Source organism: Micromonospora coxensis, assembly GCF_900090295.1.
Lineage (GTDB): Bacteria > Actinomycetota > Actinomycetes > Mycobacteriales > Micromonosporaceae > Micromonospora > Micromonospora coxensis.
This window is the reverse complement of record NZ_LT607753.1, coordinates 600429-618546: the sequence shown is the minus strand read 5'-3', so window position 1 is coordinate 618546 and position 18118 is coordinate 600429. Positions and strand designations below refer to the sequence as shown.

16 protein-coding genes and 1 pseudogene are annotated in these 18118 nt (G+C 68.6%); 9 read left to right on the top strand and 8 right to left on the bottom strand.

The genetic code is table 11. The features are described 5' to 3' along the window. Nucleotides 1–92: 92 nt before the first annotated feature. Nucleotides 93–281, bottom strand: a complete 189-nt coding sequence (locus GA0070614_RS30920; RefSeq protein ID WP_157744904.1) for a hypothetical protein — start codon at nt 279–281, stop codon at nt 93–95. A gap of 72 nt (nt 282–353) precedes the next feature. Further along, nucleotides 354–686: pseudogene (locus tag GA0070614_RS02820) on the bottom strand (transposase); the annotation flags it as partial. 189 nt (nt 687–875) lie between these two features. Here GA0070614_RS02820 and GA0070614_RS02815 point away from each other — a divergent pair. From GA0070614_RS02815 to GA0070614_RS02800, 4 genes are read left to right on the top strand one after another with little or no spacing between them, the layout of a single operon-like run. Continuing rightward, on the top strand, nt 876–2918 hold the full coding sequence (locus GA0070614_RS02815; protein ID WP_088974504.1) for a hypothetical protein: 2043 nt from the start codon (nt 876–878) through the stop codon (nt 2916–2918). A 57-nt stretch (nt 2919–2975) separates the two neighbouring features. Beyond that, nucleotides 2976–3272 (top strand): transposase, encoded by a 297-nt coding sequence (locus GA0070614_RS02810; RefSeq protein WP_157744885.1) that lies wholly within the window; start codon nt 2976–2978, stop codon nt 3270–3272. A gap of 11 nt (nt 3273–3283) precedes the next feature. Next, the gene (locus GA0070614_RS02805) at nt 3284–4183 is read left to right on the top strand and encodes an IS3 family transposase (RefSeq protein ID WP_231933480.1); all 900 of its coding nucleotides are present in this window, start codon (nt 3284–3286) and stop codon (nt 4181–4183) included. A gap of 14 nt (nt 4184–4197) precedes the next feature. Next, nucleotides 4198–5961, top strand: a complete 1764-nt coding sequence (locus tag GA0070614_RS02800; RefSeq protein WP_088974503.1) for an Ig domain-containing protein — start codon at nt 4198–4200, stop codon at nt 5959–5961. A 40-nt stretch (nt 5962–6001) separates the two neighbouring features. On the opposite strand, the gene GA0070614_RS02795 is transcribed toward GA0070614_RS02800, so the two are convergent. Further along, nucleotides 6002–6754 (bottom strand): DUF4839 domain-containing protein, encoded by a 753-nt coding sequence (locus GA0070614_RS02795; RefSeq protein ID WP_088974502.1) that lies wholly within the window; start codon nt 6752–6754, stop codon nt 6002–6004. Between the two features lie 806 nt (nt 6755–7560). Here GA0070614_RS02795 and GA0070614_RS02785 point away from each other — a divergent pair. The 4 genes from GA0070614_RS02785 to GA0070614_RS02770 all read left to right on the top strand — a co-directional run bounded on the left by GA0070614_RS02785 (nt 7561) and on the right by GA0070614_RS02770 (nt 9625). Next, nucleotides 7561–8694, top strand: coding sequence for an ADP-ribosylglycohydrolase family protein (locus GA0070614_RS02785; protein WP_088974501.1), 1134 nt, complete (start codon nt 7561–7563; stop codon nt 8692–8694). Between the two features lie 100 nt (nt 8695–8794). Next, the gene (locus GA0070614_RS02780) at nt 8795–9118 is read left to right on the top strand and encodes a hypothetical protein (protein ID WP_157744903.1); all 324 of its coding nucleotides are present in this window, start codon (nt 8795–8797) and stop codon (nt 9116–9118) included. Further along, nucleotides 9111–9341 carry a hypothetical protein gene (locus GA0070614_RS02775; protein ID WP_088974499.1) on the top strand — a complete coding sequence of 77 codons (231 nt, stop codon included), beginning with the start codon at nt 9111–9113 and terminating at the stop codon, nt 9339–9341. Before GA0070614_RS02780 ends, GA0070614_RS02775 begins: the two co-directional genes overlap by 8 nt. A gap of 2 nt (nt 9342–9343) precedes the next feature. Beyond that, nucleotides 9344–9625 carry a hypothetical protein gene (locus GA0070614_RS02770; protein WP_088974498.1) on the top strand — a complete coding sequence of 94 codons (282 nt, stop codon included), beginning with the start codon at nt 9344–9346 and terminating at the stop codon, nt 9623–9625. A gap of 369 nt (nt 9626–9994) precedes the next feature. Here GA0070614_RS02770 and GA0070614_RS02760 read toward each other — a convergent pair whose 3' ends face one another. From GA0070614_RS02760 to GA0070614_RS02750, 3 genes are read right to left on the bottom strand one after another with little or no spacing between them, the layout of a single operon-like run. Then, nucleotides 9995–11167, bottom strand: coding sequence for a hypothetical protein (locus GA0070614_RS02760; RefSeq protein WP_408630755.1), 1173 nt, complete (start codon nt 11165–11167; stop codon nt 9995–9997). A 2-nt stretch (nt 11168–11169) separates the two neighbouring features. Further along, nucleotides 11170–13251, bottom strand: a complete 2082-nt coding sequence (fxlM, locus tag GA0070614_RS02755; protein ID WP_088974496.1) for a methyltransferase, FxLD system — start codon at nt 13249–13251, stop codon at nt 11170–11172. 14 nt (nt 13252–13265) lie between these two features. After that, entirely contained in the window at nt 13266–14414 is a 1149-nt protein-coding gene (locus GA0070614_RS02750) for a lanthionine synthetase C family protein (protein WP_231933494.1), read from the bottom strand. Between GA0070614_RS02750 and GA0070614_RS30755 the strand changes: the two genes are divergently transcribed. After that, on the top strand, nt 14415–14579 hold the full coding sequence (locus GA0070614_RS30755) for a hypothetical protein (RefSeq protein ID WP_197701509.1): 165 nt from the start codon (nt 14415–14417) through the stop codon (nt 14577–14579). Here GA0070614_RS30755 and GA0070614_RS02745 read toward each other — a convergent pair. After that, complete coding sequence (locus GA0070614_RS02745; RefSeq protein ID WP_088979162.1) at nt 14555–17530, bottom strand: lantibiotic dehydratase; 2976 nt, start codon at nt 17528–17530, stop codon at nt 14555–14557. The two genes, GA0070614_RS30755 and GA0070614_RS02745, sit on opposite strands and share 25 nt — an antisense overlap. Nucleotides 17531–17758: 228 nt before the next feature. Next, nucleotides 17759–17917: an FxLD family lanthipeptide gene (locus tag GA0070614_RS02740; protein WP_088974495.1), complete on the bottom strand. Its 159-nt coding sequence runs from the start codon at nt 17915–17917 to the stop codon at nt 17759–17761. Nucleotides 17918–18118 lie beyond the last annotated feature (201 nt).

Genomic DNA, 18118 nt, shown 5'->3' with positions numbered 1-18118 from the left:
GCAGTCCAGCACTCCGCACGGGACTGCGTAGATTTCCGTGTTTGACCTGGGTTTGGTCCGTTGGACAGGACGTTGATCCTGTCCGGGAAGGACTACGTCATGGCAGAGAGGAAGAAGCTGTGCCGCTTCCGCAGCCGACGGCGGTGGAGGTGGAGTTCGCTCAGCACTTGGTCGAGCGGGCCAAGGCCGACGGTGTGTCGTTGGTCGGGCCGGGTGGGCTCCTCGCGGGGATCACCCGCACCATCCTGGAATCGGCCCTCGATGCGGAGCTGGATGCGCATCTTGACGAGGCTGGTGTCGATGAGACGACCGGCCGGCGGGTCAACGTTCGTAACGTGTCCCTATGGGTTTGGTCAAGCGGGGACGGGGCTGGTTGGGCGTGGTTGGTAGGGGATCTTGTAGCGGAGCATGGCGAACAGGACGTCGCAGCGGCGTCGGGCGAGGCAGATGAGAGCGGCGTTGTGGCGTTTGCCTTCGGCGCGTTTGCGGTTGTATCAGGCGCGGCTGGCGAGGGCGGCGAAAGCGGCGAGGGCCCGTTTGAGGTTCTTGTTGCCGCCTCGGGGTGGGTGTTCGCCGCGGATGCTGGTGCCGGATCGGCGGGTGACGGGGGCGAGGCCGGCGTAGGCGCGGCGACCGACGGCGAACGTCCTCATCGCCGTCCGCCCGCTGCGTCCTGGGCGTGTGGTCGCCTGCTCGGCGAGGTGGAGCGGGCAGTGCGGCCGGGTCGCCGCGTCCCGCAACCGACGGTCACAGGTACTCGCCGATCACACGCCTACTCCCTGCGATCGTCCGACCGTTGACGGCTCTTCGGCCGATGAATTCTTCCCTTTCCCGCTTCTACAGTCGCACCTACCCGAATGCTTGGAGCGACGCCCGTGGATAACCCCCGGCTGGCCCACAGCACCATGACAGCAGTCATCGCCTGCCTCCTGTTACTGGCTACGGCGGTCACGCCGAGCGCCGCAGCCGGTCAGCAGTTGACGAGTACTGTCACCTTCACGGATCGCAGCTATACACCGCTGTCACCCAGTCGCCTGCTGGACACGCGCTCGGGGGTGGGCGTGAGCACGAAGGGCCCTGTCGGTCCGGCAAAGACGATCGAGGTGCAGGTCACCGGTCGCGGCGGGGTGCCGGCCGACGGAGTGGGCGCCGTCGTTTTCAACCTGACTGGCACGCAGCCCACTGCCTCTACCTACATCACCGCCTATCCGGCCGGACAGTCCCGGCCCACCAGCAGCACGCTGAATCTGACGGCAGGCGAGACGAGGCCAAACCTGGCCATCATCACGGTCGGAGCCGGAGGCAGAGTAGCGCTGTACAACCACGCCGGTTCCACACACCTGATCGCCGATGTCGTCGGCTGGTTCGCACGCGGCGCCGATCTCACCGGCCTTTCGCCAGTCCGTCTGCTCGACACCCGTTCCGGGCTGGGCGCCAGCGCGACGGGTCCGGTCGGTGCGGGAAAGACGATCGATGTGCAGGTCACCGGTCGGGGTGGGGTCCCCGCCGATGGGGTCGGCGCGGTGGTGTTCAACCTGACCGGCACGCAGCCCACTGCGTCGACCGTTGTTACCGTCTATCCCGCCGGGGAGAGCCGCCCTACCAGCAGCACCTTGAATCTTGTTAAGGGCCAGACAGCGCCGAATCTCGTCGTGGCGAAGGTCGGTGCCGGCGGAAAGGTGTCCCTCCACAACAACACCGGATCGACCCACCTCATCGCCGACGTCCTCGGATGGATGCCGGTCGGCGGCGACTATGTAAGCCTTTCGCCAGTCCGTCTGCTCGACACCCGTTCCGGGCTGGGCGCCAGCGCGACGGGTCCGGTCGGTGCGGGAAAGACGATCGATGTGCAGGTCACCGGTCGGGGTGGGGTCCCCGCCGATGGGGTCGGCGCGGTGGTGTTCAACCTGACCGGCACGCAGCCCACTGCGTCGACCGTTGTTACCGTCTATCCCGCCGGGGAGAGCCGCCCTACCAGCAGCACCTTGAATCTTGTTAAGGGCCAGACAGCGCCGAATCTCGTCGTGGCGAAGGTCGGTGCCGGCGGAAAGGTGTCCCTCCACAACAACACCGGTTCCACCCACCTCATCGCCGACGTCGTCGGGTGGATCTCCACCGGGGTTGCCGCCAGCCTCGAAAAGCCGGCGACAACGGAGGTGGTTGACGCACGGCAGGTAGTCAGCATGTCACCGGACTCCGACGCAGTCACCATGACCGGTGCGGCACCGCAAGTGGGCGAAGCCCTGTTCGTGCCCCCGAGTCCCACAACGGGAGCGGGAATCCTAGCCCGAGTGACCTCCACCCAGCCGGGCGGATCCGGACAGACGATCGTCCGTACCGAACCCGTGTCACTCGAGGAGGCGTTTCCCTCAGGCAGCGTATCCGGCAGCGCCGACACCCGCGCCCTCGCAGCAGGGGCGCCCGCATCAGCAGCGAAGTCCCTGGCAGGCCGACTATTGGCCGACGACGGCGGGCAGCTACAGATACCAGCCGCTGCTGCAGCGACCACCCCATGTGCCGGGTACCTGCTTCGCACCGACATCGCCGTCGACGTGTCCGCCCGAGTCCTTCTGGACGCATCCTGGGGACTGGGCAAACTCAAGCGTCTGCGCGTTGCGTTCGAACTGGAAGTCGCAGGAGCCGTCACGATCACCGCCCCAGCGTCCGTCAAGTGCTCCTTCAACATTGGCCCATCGATCCCTCTAGGAACCATCTGGGGCTTCGTGCCAGCAATTCAGCCGACACTAAAGGTCGAACTCGCCGCCGGTGTCACCGACACCGCCAAGATCAGCGGAAAGATCACCGTCGGAGCCGAGTACGTGGACGGACAGGGTGTTGACTGGATCCACCAGGGCACCGCTACAGGCAGCTTCACACCCCCCACCGTGAGCGCTACCGGCAAGCTGCGGGTGAAGTGACCCCCTGAGACCGGACACCTCCTGACTTGGCATCCTGCCGAGGAGGAGGAAACCGCGTTGGCTCGACAGAGCAAGTACCCCGAGGAGTTCCGGCGTCAGGCCGCGGCGCTGGTGCTGGATTCCGGCCGCACGATCCGTGACGTGGGCAGGGAGTTGGGGGTCAACCACGAGACGCTGCGCAACTGGGTGGCCCAACTGCGCCAGGAACGCGACGGCGGCCAGTCGTCGTCGCTGCTCAGCGACGATGAGCGTGCCGAGCTGCTGCGGTTGCGGCGGCAGGTGGCCCAGTTGGAGCTGGAGAAGGAGATCTTGAAAAAAGCCGCGGTCTTCTTCGCACGCGAGACGGAGCGGTGAACCGGGCCGAGGTGTATCGGTTCATCGCCGCGGAGAAGACCACCTACCCGGTCCGTCTGCTCTGCCGGCTCCTCGGCGTCGGCCACAGCGCCTTCTACGACTGGGTTCGACAGGGACGCCAACGCGCCGCCGAGCGGGAACGCCACGACCAGCAGCGCGTCGAGGTCACCCGGCAGGCGTGGTCGGAGCACCGCGGCGTCTACGGCGCCCGACGGCTCACCGCCGAGCTACACGAACGCGGCCACCGATGGAACCGCAAGGCGGTTGCGAGGCTGATGCGGCTGGCTGGCATCGAGGGCGCCCACCGACGCCGGCGCGGCAAGCCCCGCCGCAAGGCCGCGTCCACGGCGACCGCGCCGGACCTGGTCCAGCGGCAGTTCACCGCGACCGCCCCGAATCGGCTCTGGGTCGCCGACATCTCCTACCTGCGCACATGGGAAGGATTCCTCTACCTCGCCGTCGTGGTCGACGCCTACTCCCGCCGCGTCGTGGGTTGGGCGATGGCCGATCACCTGCGCACCGAGCTGATCCTCGACGCCGTCGGCATGGCCATCCAGCACCGCCGACCCGCCCGCGACCAGGTCATCCACCACTCGGACCGCGGGACGCAGTACACGTCGTTCGAGTTCGGCCGCACCCTGCGCTCCTGCGGCGTGCTCGCCTCGATGGGCTCCGTGGCCGACTGCTACGACAACGCCCTGGCCGAGACGTTCTTCGCCACCTTGAAGACCGAGCTGGTCTACACCCGCGCCTGGCCCAGCCGACACGAGCTGGAGATGGAGGTCTTCTCCTACATCGAAGGCTTCTACAACCCTCGCCGCCGGCACAGCCGTCTGGGTAACGTCAGCCCCGACACCTACGAGAAGATCCACCACGAGTCCTTAACAGACATCGAGGTGTCCGGCCCATAGGGGTCACTTCACGGGTGGCCTTCGGGCCCAAGGCGTCGGTCAAGTTCGCTCGGGCCGCAGGCCCAGCTTTCTTTGGCGGACTCTTCGCCGAGACAACCTTGACTCCCACCGCCAATCCCTGGTGGAGCACGGACCTGGGCGTCACGGTAGAAGGCTCCTTCGACGTCGACCTCTGGTTCACACAGGTCTCGTACACTCTCGCCGCCTCCGACGTTCTGCGATTCCAGCTGTCTCGCGCCGATGGCCCCTGGCCCGGTCCGTCCATCACCGGCGGTGAGCTGCCCACGGGAACCGTCGGGCAGCCCTACAACGCGACGCTACAGATAGCCGGCGGGTCCCCACCGCTCACCACCCAGATCAGCGCGGGCGCGCTGCCCCCCGGCCTGACGCTCTCCACCACCGGTATCACCGGGACCCCGACGGCAGCCGGCCAATACCGGGCCGTCGTCGAGGTGACGGACAGAGGTGGCCAAACGGCAATCGCGAGCGTCCAGAGCCTCATCAAAACCCCGGGCGACGGGGGTGACGGCGGTGGGGAACCACCAGAGAACCCCAAGCCGGTGTGGCAGGGGCAACTCGTTGCCGACCCAGATGCCGGCATCATGACCCATGCCGACGCGGCCCTGACGCTCAATAGCTGCGCCTTGAACGGCCGTGCTGCCTTGTCGACCTTCAACTCAGACGGCACGCTGCGCGGAAGTCTGATGACGGATCCTGAAAATGCGCCTAGAACGTGCGTCGGTGACCAACTCGCCGTCGGGCCCGAAGGAACCCTGTACTTCGGATCTGGCCACCTTGGTCCCAGTGACCCTTGGCGCTTGGTCGCCTACCGGCCCGGCGCAGGTGTCACTTGGCGATCAGCCAACCTGCCGGGCTGCAGAAGCCCCATGTATCGCACCCTCCAGGTTGGGGCCACGGGTGACATCTACTTACTCACCGAGCGGTGCGACGGCAACGGACCACGGTATCTGCTGGGAATACGCGGAACCAACGGCGGTGTCTTCCTCAGCCGGACCGTACCAGTTGACGCCTATGCCCTGGACGTATACCGCGAAGGGCTCGTTCTCACCGGACGGACCTTTGCGAACCCGCCCGACTTGGGCCACGATTCTGTCTACTTCTATGGATACGACGGCACTCCCAGGCGCGTTGTGGACCTGCCGAGCGAGGCCCTTGCCCTAGGCGGAGCTCCCACCGACATGAGCGGTAACACCTATGCCGTGGTCCGCATCGCTTCGCCGTCGGGCGTCAGCTGCCAGTACCGCGACTGGGCGGCGACCCTTGTCCGTGTCAGCCCGAACGGCGAAGTCAGGCAAACGCCGCTAAACCTGTGCGGCGCCTACTACGGCTACGCGAGCCCCGACGGTGTCCTCATCGGTGGATATCTGTCGGGTGGCTCGGGCACCCTGACCAAGCTCGACCGTGACGCGAAGAGCCGCTGGCAGTACCGGTCCGATAGGGCGATCCTAGCCGACTACACAACGGTCGGCGGAGACGGCAACATCGTCGTTGACGAGATCAGGACGCTCCCCGACGGCACGCCCGAGACACGAGTGTTGGTGCTCGACGGCCGCTCAGGCGAAAAGGTCTGGTCTTGGTCCAGCAGTTCCATATTGGAGTCGCACGACAGAATTTCCTCTTGGCGGATCGCAAACGGTCGCATTTACCTGAAGTCTGCACGCTGCGACGAAACCGGCTCCTGCTCAGCTCCGACGGTCAGCGCATACGACGCACCGGTCGCGCTCGACTATCCACGGAGCGACCTACTAGCACCCTGAGGCCGTGCACGCCGGTCCGTGATGATCCGACTCACGTCGCCTACCGAATTGTCGTAGAGACCGGCTCAAGGAAGAACAGGCACTGGTTCGGGTTGTAGTCGCCAACCCGTGCAACGACGTGGAGAAGGTCGCCGGTACCTATGGAATCCGGGATGTTCGCGCCAGTGAGATGCAGGTCAGAGACGTTGACGTCTTCGAACTTGAATGCGGGCCCAACCACAGACTTCGGGCCCTTATCTCCAGGATAGACGCCGATGTCGTAGCGAGTGTTGTAATCGCCGTGATTTGGCATCGATGCGATGGAACCGTCGAACTCGATGGTCCTGCCCTCGTACTTGGCCGCGAACGTTCCGATCGCCTCGTCGCAGTAGTCCCGCACCGCCAAGAGCGCCGCGAGATCCTTGCTGTTCTTGACCGTCAGGACCTGGTCCGCCTCGGACTCATCTGAAGCCGATTCTTCCGGCTTCGGCGTCTCCGAGGGCTTTCCGCTGGCCACGACCGTCGTCTCGCTCGGCGACGTGGTCGGCTTGGAGTTCTTGTCGTCTCCGCCCTGGAGCGCGCTGGCGATTCCGCCGACAATGGCCAGGAGCAGGACGACACCGGCCGCCACGGCAATGAGTACCCACGGGACCTTCGGCTTCGGGCGGCGGAAGTTCAACGTTGTCCGCAATGTCCCCTGGTTCTGGTCGACGAACTCCCAACCAGCCTTCTGCCACTTCGCGATCGACCTGGCCTCGATGCCGCGGATTGCCTGCACGGACTTGAGCTCGTACTGCACACCGTCGTCAGCCATGCGGCTCCCAGACCCCCGAATCGGATTCATCGCTCATGAACTCCTCGCGAGGATAGGGGCTCAGCGAAGTCAGCGGGGGTCGAGGTGGCCTCGAGCCCGTCGGGTAGTGGCGCAGCGGTTCGAAGCCGTTGGTCGATGCGGTTGCGGGAGCCGTAGGCGTCGCGGGCGCTGTCGCTGTGATCCGTCGTCAACACCCTGGCCGGCGATGCACGCACCGCTTAGCCTCTCCTGGGTGGAGTAGCTGCAAGACCTTGTTATCCGACTGGCGATGGACGAGCCGGTCGGAGATGGCCTGCCGATGGCGGCTGCTCATGCCCTGACCCGAGGCGTCGACTCTCCGACCTTGCGTGAGCTCGCCGGCCTGCCGAAGGGCCAGTCGCGGGACGCCGTCGACCTCTTCTGGCAAGCAATGGATGAACTTGGCTGTCCAGTCCCGGACAAGAGTGGCGCCCGGCTACATCTCATGCGCCAGGCGGCGGCGAACATCCTTGCCGGGAGGAGCGACCCTGAGGACCTGGCACACGAGATCTACTGGCTGGCCTGCTACTCAGGACTGCCGGAGCTGCGAGAGGTCGCCGATCGATTCTTAGAGCTGTACGCCGGATGGGGTGCAAGTACAACCAGGCGGAGGAAGCGGTGGCGGCCATGAAGGCAGCGGCGAAGTCGTTTCTTCGCGACCATCCAGCCTGAGCGGCTATCCGCTACGGCGAGGCGCTCTGGTACGGCCCGACGCACCGTCGGGGTGAACTGGGTTAGCGACAGCCGCAGTGTGAGGTGGCGTCCCTCCTCCAGATAGGATCGAGTCCATGGCGCGGGTGACGGCGACGCAGTTGCCACAGGTACGCGGAGCCATGCTGGGGTTGATGCTCGGGGACGCGATCGGAGCCACGGGCGGCAAGGTTCCCGACGATGGGCTGCTGCCATCGACGTGCGCCGGGCAGCTCGCTTGCTACACGGTCGAAGGGCTGATCCGCGCGTGGATACGCGCGGACCTCAAAGGGATTTGCCACCCGCCGAGCGTTGTCTGGCACGCCTACCATCGCTGGGCCGCAGGTCAAATGATCCTAGGCATCAAGCGGTGGGGCAGCCCAGACGAGGCTTGGCCAGATGGGTGGCTCGCTGACGTGCCGGCGCTGGCGCAGCGGCGGGGGTCAGCGCCGGCCACCGTGTCCGCACTGCAACAGCAGGTCGCGGGAACGCTGCAAGAACCGGTAGGCGCCAGTCTCGGGGCGCACGCTTTAACTCGAAGCCTGCCAGCGGGAATCGGTGAGTGGGGCACGTACCCCGGCAGCCTGGCCGCCGAGATCGCCGCCCTCACCCACCGAGGCGAAGCGGTGAGCGCGGCCGCCGTCGGCGCCACCATCATTGGATTCGCCACCGATGGGAGAAGCGTCAGCCACTCGGTGGAGGACGCCAGAAAGCTGTGGGCCTCTCGCCATCTCGAGGCCGAGCTGACAGCGGAGGACAAGCTGGCAGCCGCGGCTATGGGCCCAGCGACCGCAGCGCTCGAGGCGGCGTCCACCGCCGCTCGGTCATCGCCCGGGCGGCGGTCGGTGCTCGGCCGGCTCGCGCCGGACCGGCGGGCCGTGTCAGCGTTGGCCGGCGGACTTTATGTCGCCCTCTCAGCCACCGTCGGACGGTCTTCACCGCCAGGACCGGATGACCTGCGAACTGCGCTACTTCTTGCCGCCAGGGCAGGAAACGGTGCTCACGCCGCCGCCGTCGCAGGCGCAGTTTTGGGTGCCGCGCACGGCGTTGATGCGCTTCCGGTCGACTGGTTATCTCGGCTGGAGCTGGCTTGGGTGGCCGACAGTCTCGCGCATGACACCGTCCGGCAGTTCACCGAACACCCCGCCGGCGCCGATCTCCTCTTCCTCGCCGAGGTGATGAAGCAACCGGACACGGACCCAAACTGGCGGCGCCGCTACCCCGGCTGGTAACGCCGCTGGGGCGGCCCTCGGCCCCGATCGCCTCAGCGCAGCTTCTGACTGTCGGTTGCCGGACACCAACCACACCGGCGCCTCGACTACGGTGCCGGCGATGCAAACCCTCTATCTGAAGTCGGGCAGTCTCGGCCACGCCTGGCACGCGGCTCACATACTCCTGTCGGTCCTCACTTGCGGGTGGTGGTTGCCTATCTACGGCCTTCACGCCCTGATCTCGGTAGTGACCCGCCCGACAGTGCAAGTGCAGGTGCCAGAGGGGCACCGAGTCGAGTACCGCAACGGCCACCCGAATGTGCTGGCACCGGACGAATATCTGGAGCCCCGGGCGACTCGCGAGAAAGCCGTCATCGTCGCGGCGTATGCCTCGCCGGTGCTGATCATCGCTGCCCTCGTTTTTGGGCTGATCATCCGTGGCTGACCAGGAGGGCGAAGCGGACCTGCGTACGGCGGCGGCGTTCTCCTGGCACGGCCGGGCTCTGGACGACGCGTTCGCGGCGTCGCTGCGCGAGCGGGAGGCCCTCAGCCGGGAGGAGCGCGCCGAATGGGAGCGGCAGGCGCAGCAGCTCCGTGACGCGGGCGCAGCGCTGACTGTCGAGGTGGAGCCGCTGGGTGGTGCCGCCAGCGAGGGTCGGGAGGAGTGACGGTGAACGCCGGCATGCGATGGAAACTGGCCGTCCCGTTGATCGGCTTGAGCCTGCTGATGGTGGTCCCGGCCGTCTACGGCACCTGGGTGTTCTGGGCTGACTTCGGAAACACCTACCGGTCGCTCAGCGTCGTTATCTGCCTCGCTCTGGTGGCACAGCTGGGGTTGGCGGTGTCGATCGGCGTACGGCCAACCCGGGATGTGCCCTGGCTGCGGATCGGACTGATTGCGCTCGCGTTCCTGCTGGCGTGCGGGGTTGCGGCGGTACGGAGGTCGGTCTAACACCAACCGAACCGAAGCGGGCGATGTTACTGCCGATTTGACCCTTTGGTGGAGTCCGCCTCACGGTCAGTTCTCTCTAGCCGTGTCCGCCGTGGGTCCGAACCATCATCTCTCGCCGATGTGAGCGCACTCGATCATGCCGCGAGCAAGCGTGAGGGTGCCCAGTCGAACATGTCGGTCGGGATTCCATGAGCGCGCAGACGCGGGCCAACGCCCTGCAGTCACTGGGGCACCACGCCCGCCTGCACGGTTCGATCGACGTCGAGTCCCTCGCCCGGCTGCGCCTGGCCTTACGCGACCGGACGGTGCTCGGCGGGTACAAGATTCGCGGATACGCAGCCAATGCCGCCAGCGACGTGGGGATGTTCGTCAGCCGGGCAGCGCTTCCTCGGTGGCTACGCCGCCGGTTTGCCGGCCCACGGCTCCCGGCCGGAGCCCGGGTCCAGGCACAAGTGAGCCCTTGGTGATGACCGCTCTGCTGGTGGTCAGCGACTGCAGTAGCCGCTCGCGAGCAACGCATGGCAGGGGGACATGCATCATTCCCGCCTGCGCGATGTCGAGGAGCCCAGCGTTGCGTCCGGCACCGATGACAGCGGAGATGCCGGGGTGGTCCAGGAGTTCACGTGCAACGTAGGCGTCGCGGACGGCGAGGGCTTGGTCGATCAGGTCTGCGGCCAGACTTCGTACCCCCGGATGGTCTACTCCGCCTGCCACGTCCAGAACCGTGAGACCGAGGCGGGTGTGAAAGACGGCGAGGTTGGGTGTGGGCGTTAGCCGTCGGTAGCTGCGGAGCAGCGCGTCGAGGTAGGCATCTTCCGGCTCGTCGCCTGCCCTGGCGCACACGTAGGCCAGACATGCGGTGACGGCCTCCTCCCACGGTTCGCCGCGGACCGTCTTGGCAATGGTTACGCGTGCACGCTCAATCTCGCCGCAGGCGATGTGAGCGATGACCGCGACTTGGCGCCCGTCGAGCATCCGATGGCCGATGCCGTTGTGCCGTTGGAGGTGCTCGTAGGCCTCCGTCCACCGGCCGGCGCTGGTCAGTGCGCGGGCACCGTCCGCGAGAAGCACACCCCACAGCCACTGCCGTACCTCGCGATGATCATCGTCGGTTCGGGTCAGCCTGCTCGCCGGCACCGGACAGCCGTCGATCAGGGTGTCGGTGCGGGATGAGACGGCTTGGAAGAGGTCGTTGAGGAGCCCGAGAGCGGCGTCGCCCTTACCGTCTCTGATGTGCAGGCGGGCGAGGTTGACCAGCGGCTCGAGGGCATGCCGCGCGGCCTGCGCGCCCAGGGGGAGGGCGCGCAGGTACGCGTCGGCGTGTTCGTGGCACCACTGGCGGGCCAGCTCGGGCTGGCCGCAGTCCGAGGCGATCAGCGCAGCCTGGTTGTATACGGCAGACGCGGCAGCCAGGTCGCCTTCCCGGTCCGCGCGGTCGGCGAGGGCGCATAGACCGTCGACGCGGATGGTCAGCGCCTTGGCGGCGGGCCGCGGTCGGGCCACGAGGGGGAAGCGCCGGAGGACGTGGCTGGTCGGGTCCATCGTCACTGCCAGGTGACGGTGATCGGGTGGTGCGGCCGGGGGAGGACGAAGCGTCCAGTCGACGGATTCGCCTTGGCCGGCGCGTCGGGGATCTCGAAGTGCACGGTCCGGGAGCGGTACTCGGCGTCCCAGGTGCGGATTTCGGCACCGACGTGCTCGGCGAGGTCCTTGCCGGCAGGGCCGTGGACGATGACGCCCACCTCGTATAGCTTGCCGCCGTCGGCAGCCGGCGGTGCGGGTCGGATGGTGAGGTAGGCGAGGTCCCGACCGCGGGTGGTGGCCATGGCGCCCCACGGGAACATGGGGGAGACGGTGCCGCGTTCGATGGCCTCGGGTTTGACGTTCATTCGCATGATGGCGTTGTCGAGACGGCAGGCCAGCCACAGGTCCATCCACTCGAACGGCACCATCGGCGGGAAGAGCACGTCGGTCCACACCTCCTGCCGCTCGTTCGTGAGCACGTCGGCGAGGGCACCCGCGTCGACGTTCTGGTCCTTGTGCACCTGCAGGGTCACGTCCTGCTCGCCGGTGAGGGTGACCAGGCGTCGGGCGTCGTCGCCGATGCCGCGCAGTGGCATGAAGACGGCCAGTTCGCTGCCGGCGTCGCGCCATCCGCCGTCGTGCCGTTCGAAGATGATCGAGCGGGATGCGGCGCCGCGCAGTCGGAGCGGCACGACCAGCCGGCCGTCCGGGGTGAGTTGCTCCAGCCAGGCGGTGGGCGTCTCCCAGGCGCCGACGGTGGCGATGATCCGGTCGTACGGAGCACCGTCGGGGTGGCCGAGCGCGCCGTCGCCGCGCACGACCTCGACGTTTGCGACGCCTGCGGCGGCGAGGTGTTTGCGGGCCCCGTCGACGAGGTCGTCGTCGACGTCGATGGTGACGACGCGTCCGGTGTCGCCGACGATGGCGGCCAGGAGAGCGGCGTTGTAGCCGGTCCCGGCACCGGCTTCCATGATCCGGTGGCCCGGTCGGGCGTCGAGCTGTTCGAGCATCATGGCCACGATCCGGGGCTGCGAGGCGGCGCTGATCGAGACGCCACGGCCGTCGGTCTTGGTGTAGACCGGTCCATCGGCGTACGCCTGCTCCAGCGGTACCCCGGGCAGGAACAGGTGCCGTGGCGTGTGCCGCATGGCGGCTTCGATGGCCGGCGTCCGGATGATGTCTTCTGCCCGCAGCCGGTCGGCGAGCTCGGTCCGCAGTTCGGCGGATTCACGAAGCGTGGTCATCTGGTCGACGCTAGTGGCCTGCGGGGTGGGTTCTGAGGTGGACACGGTGCTCCTTCTGGTGGGTTGGAAGACGTTCCTGACCGCGAGTGCGGCGAGGGTGGACTGGTCGCGTACGGACAGGCCCATGCGGTTGGCGTGGAAGATGACGTGGTGGGCGATGACCGCGCGGAGGCCCCGTCGGAGGCGGCCGTGCCGTGCCAGGTCGGCGAGGGCCTGACCGGCTGTTTCGAACGCGTCAAGCCACGCGTCGTAGCCCGCGAGCGGACCGTCCGAGGCAGAGCGGCTCAGGCTGTGGATGTCCGCGGTCATGAGTCGGTTCATCGCCCAGCCCAGGTCGGCGGTGGCGGTGCTGTCGGCGGGCAGGGTTGGGGCGGGGCGCAGCGCAGCGACCTTGGCCCAGACGTCGCCTTGCTCGTACCAGTCAAGGCCGGCGCTGCGCATCAGCACGCTGCAGAGCAGGACGGCGAGTTCTCGTCCGCCGAGCGTGGCCGACTCGGTGACGCCTGGTCCAAGGAGCAGCTGTCGGCTGTCGTGATGGAAGAGGTCGTGGGCGACGTGCATGCCGGCCGAGCCGCCGAAGGCCAGCGTCTCCGGCTCGTAGATGCCTCGGGTCCAGTTGACGATGCGGTCGTCAACGGTGAGCGTCTCCAGCAGGTCCTCGAAGAGGTGAGAGGTGGGATCGTCGGCGACGTACCGCCATCGCCACGAGGGGTACTTGCGGACGTACCACCAGCGGTGAAGGGTGCCGGCGTCCTGAGCAGCGGTCAGTGCTGGGGCGAGCACCGTGGTGGCGATGTGCTCGGCCATGGCGGGACTGGGGAACTCGACGGTGTACTGCCGCCATGCGGGTGTCGGCATCGGAGTGGACATCCTTACGTCAGTGGGTGGGCAGGTCGGACGGTGAGCAGGCAGGAATCCCATGAGCTGCCCGGTGTCGAAACGGTGCTGCAGGTCAGCGCGGCCAGGGCCACGCCAGCGGCGCCTTCGAGCAGCCCAGGGCCTGGCGCGGCGCCGATCAGGGCAGTAGCCGTACGCCGAGGGCCGACAGCCGCTGGGTCGATCAGGCTGAGCAGGTGGGGGATGCGGGCGTCGAGCCGGGCGGCAGTTCCGGCAGGAGCGTCAACAGCGACGCGGTGGGCGATGTGAGCGAGGCCGGCATACCCGTGGCACAGGGAAGGGTCCGTGGTCGCGTCGAGCTGGCGCGGGTCGATCAGGGCACGGGCGAGCGCATCTCCGGCCGCCACGCGACGGGCCGGGTCACCGATCGCGAGGGCGGCGAGCTGCTGCGCGCGTGCCAGGCCGGCGGTGCCGTAGCACCACGACGGCCGCTGGACGCTCGGCGTCGACCTGCGGCCGGCGCGCAGCTGAGGCCGGGTGACCCAGTACGGCCAGACCGGGCCGGCGTCGGTGTTGCTGCGCCATTGGTCGAGCCACGAACAGACGGTCGCGATCGCCGTGAGCTGACCCTGGACGACGATGCCCTGCAGGGCGGCGAGTGCCAGAAGCGCCAGGGGCCCGGCGATGCCGTGCGCCATCCCGGTGTTGCCGTGCCCGCCGGGGAACCGGTCGTCGGCGCGCCCGTTGGGGCCGCTGCTGGTCCACCAGCCGGGCAGCACCTCGCCGTCGCGGTGCAGGGGACAGGTCAGACGGACCAGATACTCGAGTACGGCGCGAAGCTCCTCGCCGCCGGCCGGTCGGCGCAGCAGGTACGCCCCGATGCCGGTGAGCCCTCGGATCGCGTCGAACTCAGCAAGGGCCGGTAGCTCGCCGGCGTCGATGCGGGCATGCGCGGCGGCCACGCGGTGCCCGGTGTCGGCGGCGATCGCCGTGTCGAGGTGGTCCAGTGCCCGGGCGTACGAGCCGGGCTGGTAGGTGTTGGCGCAGGCCAGGACGTGCGCCAGCGCGGGTGCGCCGTGGAAGGGGTGGCTGTCGGCGCCCACCGTTACCGGGCCGCTGGTAGCGGCGGTGAGCCAGTAATGGGCGCGTTGCCACGGCCTTAGCCCCGCCGCTGCCAGCTCCACGTGCAGCAGCGCGATGCCCGGTACTCCGAGGGCGAGCGACTGCCGCCACCCCGGTTGGTGGACCGGCAAGCGGGGATCGTCGTGGTGGGCGAGCAGGTCGGCGACCGCGACGGCCAGCTCGTGACCCTCGTACGCCGGTCTCACGACCTGCTCCGGGCGAAGTAGGCCAGAGCGGCGGCCCGGGCGAGGTAGCGACACTGGTCCTCGTCGTCGAAGTCGATGCCGACCGCACGGATGTAGTGCGCATGCATGAGCGAGCCGAGGACGTCGTCAGTGTCGATGCCGTCGGTGTGCGGGCCGGGCAGGTGGGTCCGGTAGGCAGCGAGGGCGACGTCTCGCTTCTTCCAGGCGTCGACGATGGCGTTGCCGCCGGCGACCGCGCGGAGGGCTGCCCAGTCGTCGCCGGGGTGGGTGAGGCGCACGGCTTCGCCGAACAGCGGCCGGGGGACCGGTTGGGGTGCCTTGGCGGGTACGTGGTCGATCAGCCAGTGCATGCCGGTCTCGACGCTGCCGGTGTAGGCGACGGCGATGGCGGCGATCTGTGCGGCGACCAGTGCCTGTCGGCTCGGGCGTACCGCTTGGCGCAGCTGCGTCAGTACGGCGTGGGAGTCGGCGATGAAGACCGCTTCGGCGGCCTGCATGGCGGGACCGGATCCCCACCTGCCGGTCTCGGGGTAGGAGGTGGCGTACTGGATCTCTCGCAGCAGGCCGCGCTGTCGCAGGTCGTCGGCCCAGGCACTGACGCGCTCGGCTGCCGGCCCGAACGCCGACGCATCGGGCAGGGCGATGCGCAGGCGTAGGTGCTGGTCGGGGTCGCGGAACCGGAGGAACCACCAGTCAGGCGGGGCGTCCCACTCGGCAAGCAGTCGAGGCAGGTGTTCGGCCAGGAGCAGGTCTTGGCGTCGGATGTCTCCGTACAGCTTGGCGAGCAGGATCCGCGAGGCGGCCGGTGTCTGTCCCTGGTCGCGTCCGATGACCCGGGCCGGGGTCGGGGTGGGCAGCGGCGGCCAGGGTGGTGGCTCGGTGGCGTGCAGCGCGACGATGACCTCGTGCGGGCGACCGCCGCACCACCCCAGATCCTCGGGAGTGGGTGTCTCGACGAGGACCGCTCGTGGCGCGGTGAGCAGGTGGGTGCGCAGCAGGACTCGGTGCGCCGACTCGTCGAGATCCAGCGGCAGGCGCCGGTCGGCCTCGACCAGGTGGACCAGGCGCGGCAGGCGCCGGCGAGCCCGCCATTCGTCGAAGGCGTCGTCCCAGGCGTACCAGGGCTGGTGCCGGTCGGGCAGCTCGGCGGCCTCCAGCCGCCAGGTTGCCGGGGCCAGGATCGCCCGTCCGTACCGCACCCGGGGCAGGAAGGGCAGCTTCGCCCGGGCGGCGGCGCCCCAGTCGAAGGCCGTGACCTGGGCGCACTGGGCGCGGCTGAGCTCGATGAGGAACCGGGCCAGCGGCGGCGTGTGGGTGCGCAGGCTCAGCGCGTGCATGCTGACCGCTTCGATCCGGTGTCCGCGGTCCGGGACGGCGAGGTACATGCGTCGGCCGTCGCACCCCACCGCGAGGTCGTCGACGGTGAGCACCGACCGGCTCTTCCAGCGGTGCTCGGCCAGGCTGATCACGGTCGGCAGCACCTGGACGGCGCGCGCGACGTGCGCGGTCCCGGGATCCAACGGCGGGAACGACACCTGCGTCGCCACCGTGTCCCGGTCGCCGGTGGGCAGGTCGGTCAAGGCACCGGCAAATCCTGCCGCGTCGGATGGTCGTAGGACGCTGAGGAACCGGCCGGTCAGTCCGCCAGCTGCCCGGGAGACAGCGACGACTTCGATCGTGAACTTGCCGCGCTCCAGGGCGGTCTCGTCGGTGGCCTGTACGCGTACGCTCGCCTCCAGGTGTGGAGGCAGGCGGAGCCGCTGCGGGCCCAGCTCCAGCTGTGCGATCAACGCCTCGTCGAGGAGGACCTCGTTCGCGCCGTCGAGTGCAGCACGCTGAGCGATCGCGAGCAGCACCTCGTCACGCCGTGACAGCGGCGAGCGAGGCTGGGCTGCAGAGGCTCCCGAGTAGCCGTCCGGGAAGCCGATGCCGCTGTCCGGATCGACGACTTCCCGCAACGGCACCAGCGAGCCGATTCCGTACCGCTCATAGAAGCGCTGATGGTAGGCCCGCCACGCCGCAGTGCCGTACGGGTGGGCGCTTGTACGGGTCAGCACCAACACGGCGCGTTCCACCTCCTGCGCTACCTGGTCGGGGAGCGTCACTGAGGCATCCAGCCGGAGATCCACCGCGAGCGGCTCGTGCTCGGACAGGGCGAGGCTGCGCATCTGGTAGCTCACCAGCTGACGTAGCGCGCGACCGTCCGCGCCCTGCGTGGTGTTGTGACCTTGCAGTCCTGCGTCGACTTCCTGCAGGACGCGGACGATGTCGGCGACGGGCGCGATGTCGGCGGTGCCCACCTCGTCGAGCTGGAGCAGCAGGTACGCCAGCGCGTCGGGCTCGGTGCTGGGTGCGTGCAGGCTGGTGATGAGGGCACGATGCGCGATCAGCTTGGTGAGCATCGCCGTGACGGTCGCCGGGCTGGCGTGGGGGAACTCTGCGCGAACACGCGTGGAGAGCGACTCCATCCGGATCGGGCTGTGGGCGGCGGCGACGGCCGCCCGGACCGGTGCCGAGTACCGCAGCGACACCTCCACGGCCGTCGGCGTGCCGTGCGGCCGGGTGTGCGGCTGGTAGGGGACGACGAGCCGGTCATCGCGCACCGTCATCGTGTTGTTCGCGACCACCAGAAGCTGGCTGATCAACTCCGGGCACTGCTCCAGGTGGTTGATCACGTCGGTGAGCCACCTCGCACCCGCTCGCGCTACGGCCTGATGCGAGCTGCCCCACCGAGTCGGCGACCGTGACCCGAACACGGCGGGTGCCACACCTGCGAGGAGCCCGAACGGGGTCGGCCGGCCGAGCAGACGCTGCGTGTACCGGGCGACGGCGTGGATCACCCGCCGTGTCTCCCGGACGGTGAGAGTGTCGCCGCCGCACAGCCTGCCCACCTGCGCGGCGAGAACGGGACTGGCGTGGCTCACCGCTTCGGCCACCGTTTCGTTCGCCCATACCTGCCGCAGCCACCCCACCCAGGTGGGGACGAGCTCGGCGCGGGGTTCGGTCAGGTCCGGCCACGGCGGCAGGTCGATGGCGGGGTGAGCGACAGCGCGGACGAGCGCGGTGTCGGCTGACCGGTAGGCCGGGAAACCTGTGGGAGAGCGCACGCTACACCTCGGTGACGTCGGGGGAGGGGTGCCGGCCGGCGCGGGCGGCGTGGTGCTCGCCGTCGCGCCGGCCGGCCATCGGAAAATCGCCGGTCAGGCGACGTTGGTGGTGCAGGCGGTGCAGGTGCTGCCGCAGCCGTCGTCGGTCAGGTTGACCAGGCCGGCCAGGTCCGCCACCTCCAGCAGGCTGACGTCCAGGTCGAACTCGTCGCCGCTGCCGGCCGTGCTCTGCTCGGGAGTGGTGAGGGCCATGTCTTCCTCCGATCCGAATTGCCCGGGCCGCTCTGACCCGAGGTGGTGCCGGGTGACCGCGTCTCGGTGCCGCGTCACCCCTACCGCCCGTGCGGGCGGAGCATGGAGTGCTGGTGCCTCATCGGGAGTTGTGCCTCGTCGTCGACTCCTCGCCGCCACGGCATGGCTCCCGTGTCGGCCTGGGCGAGGCGGAGCCCGGCG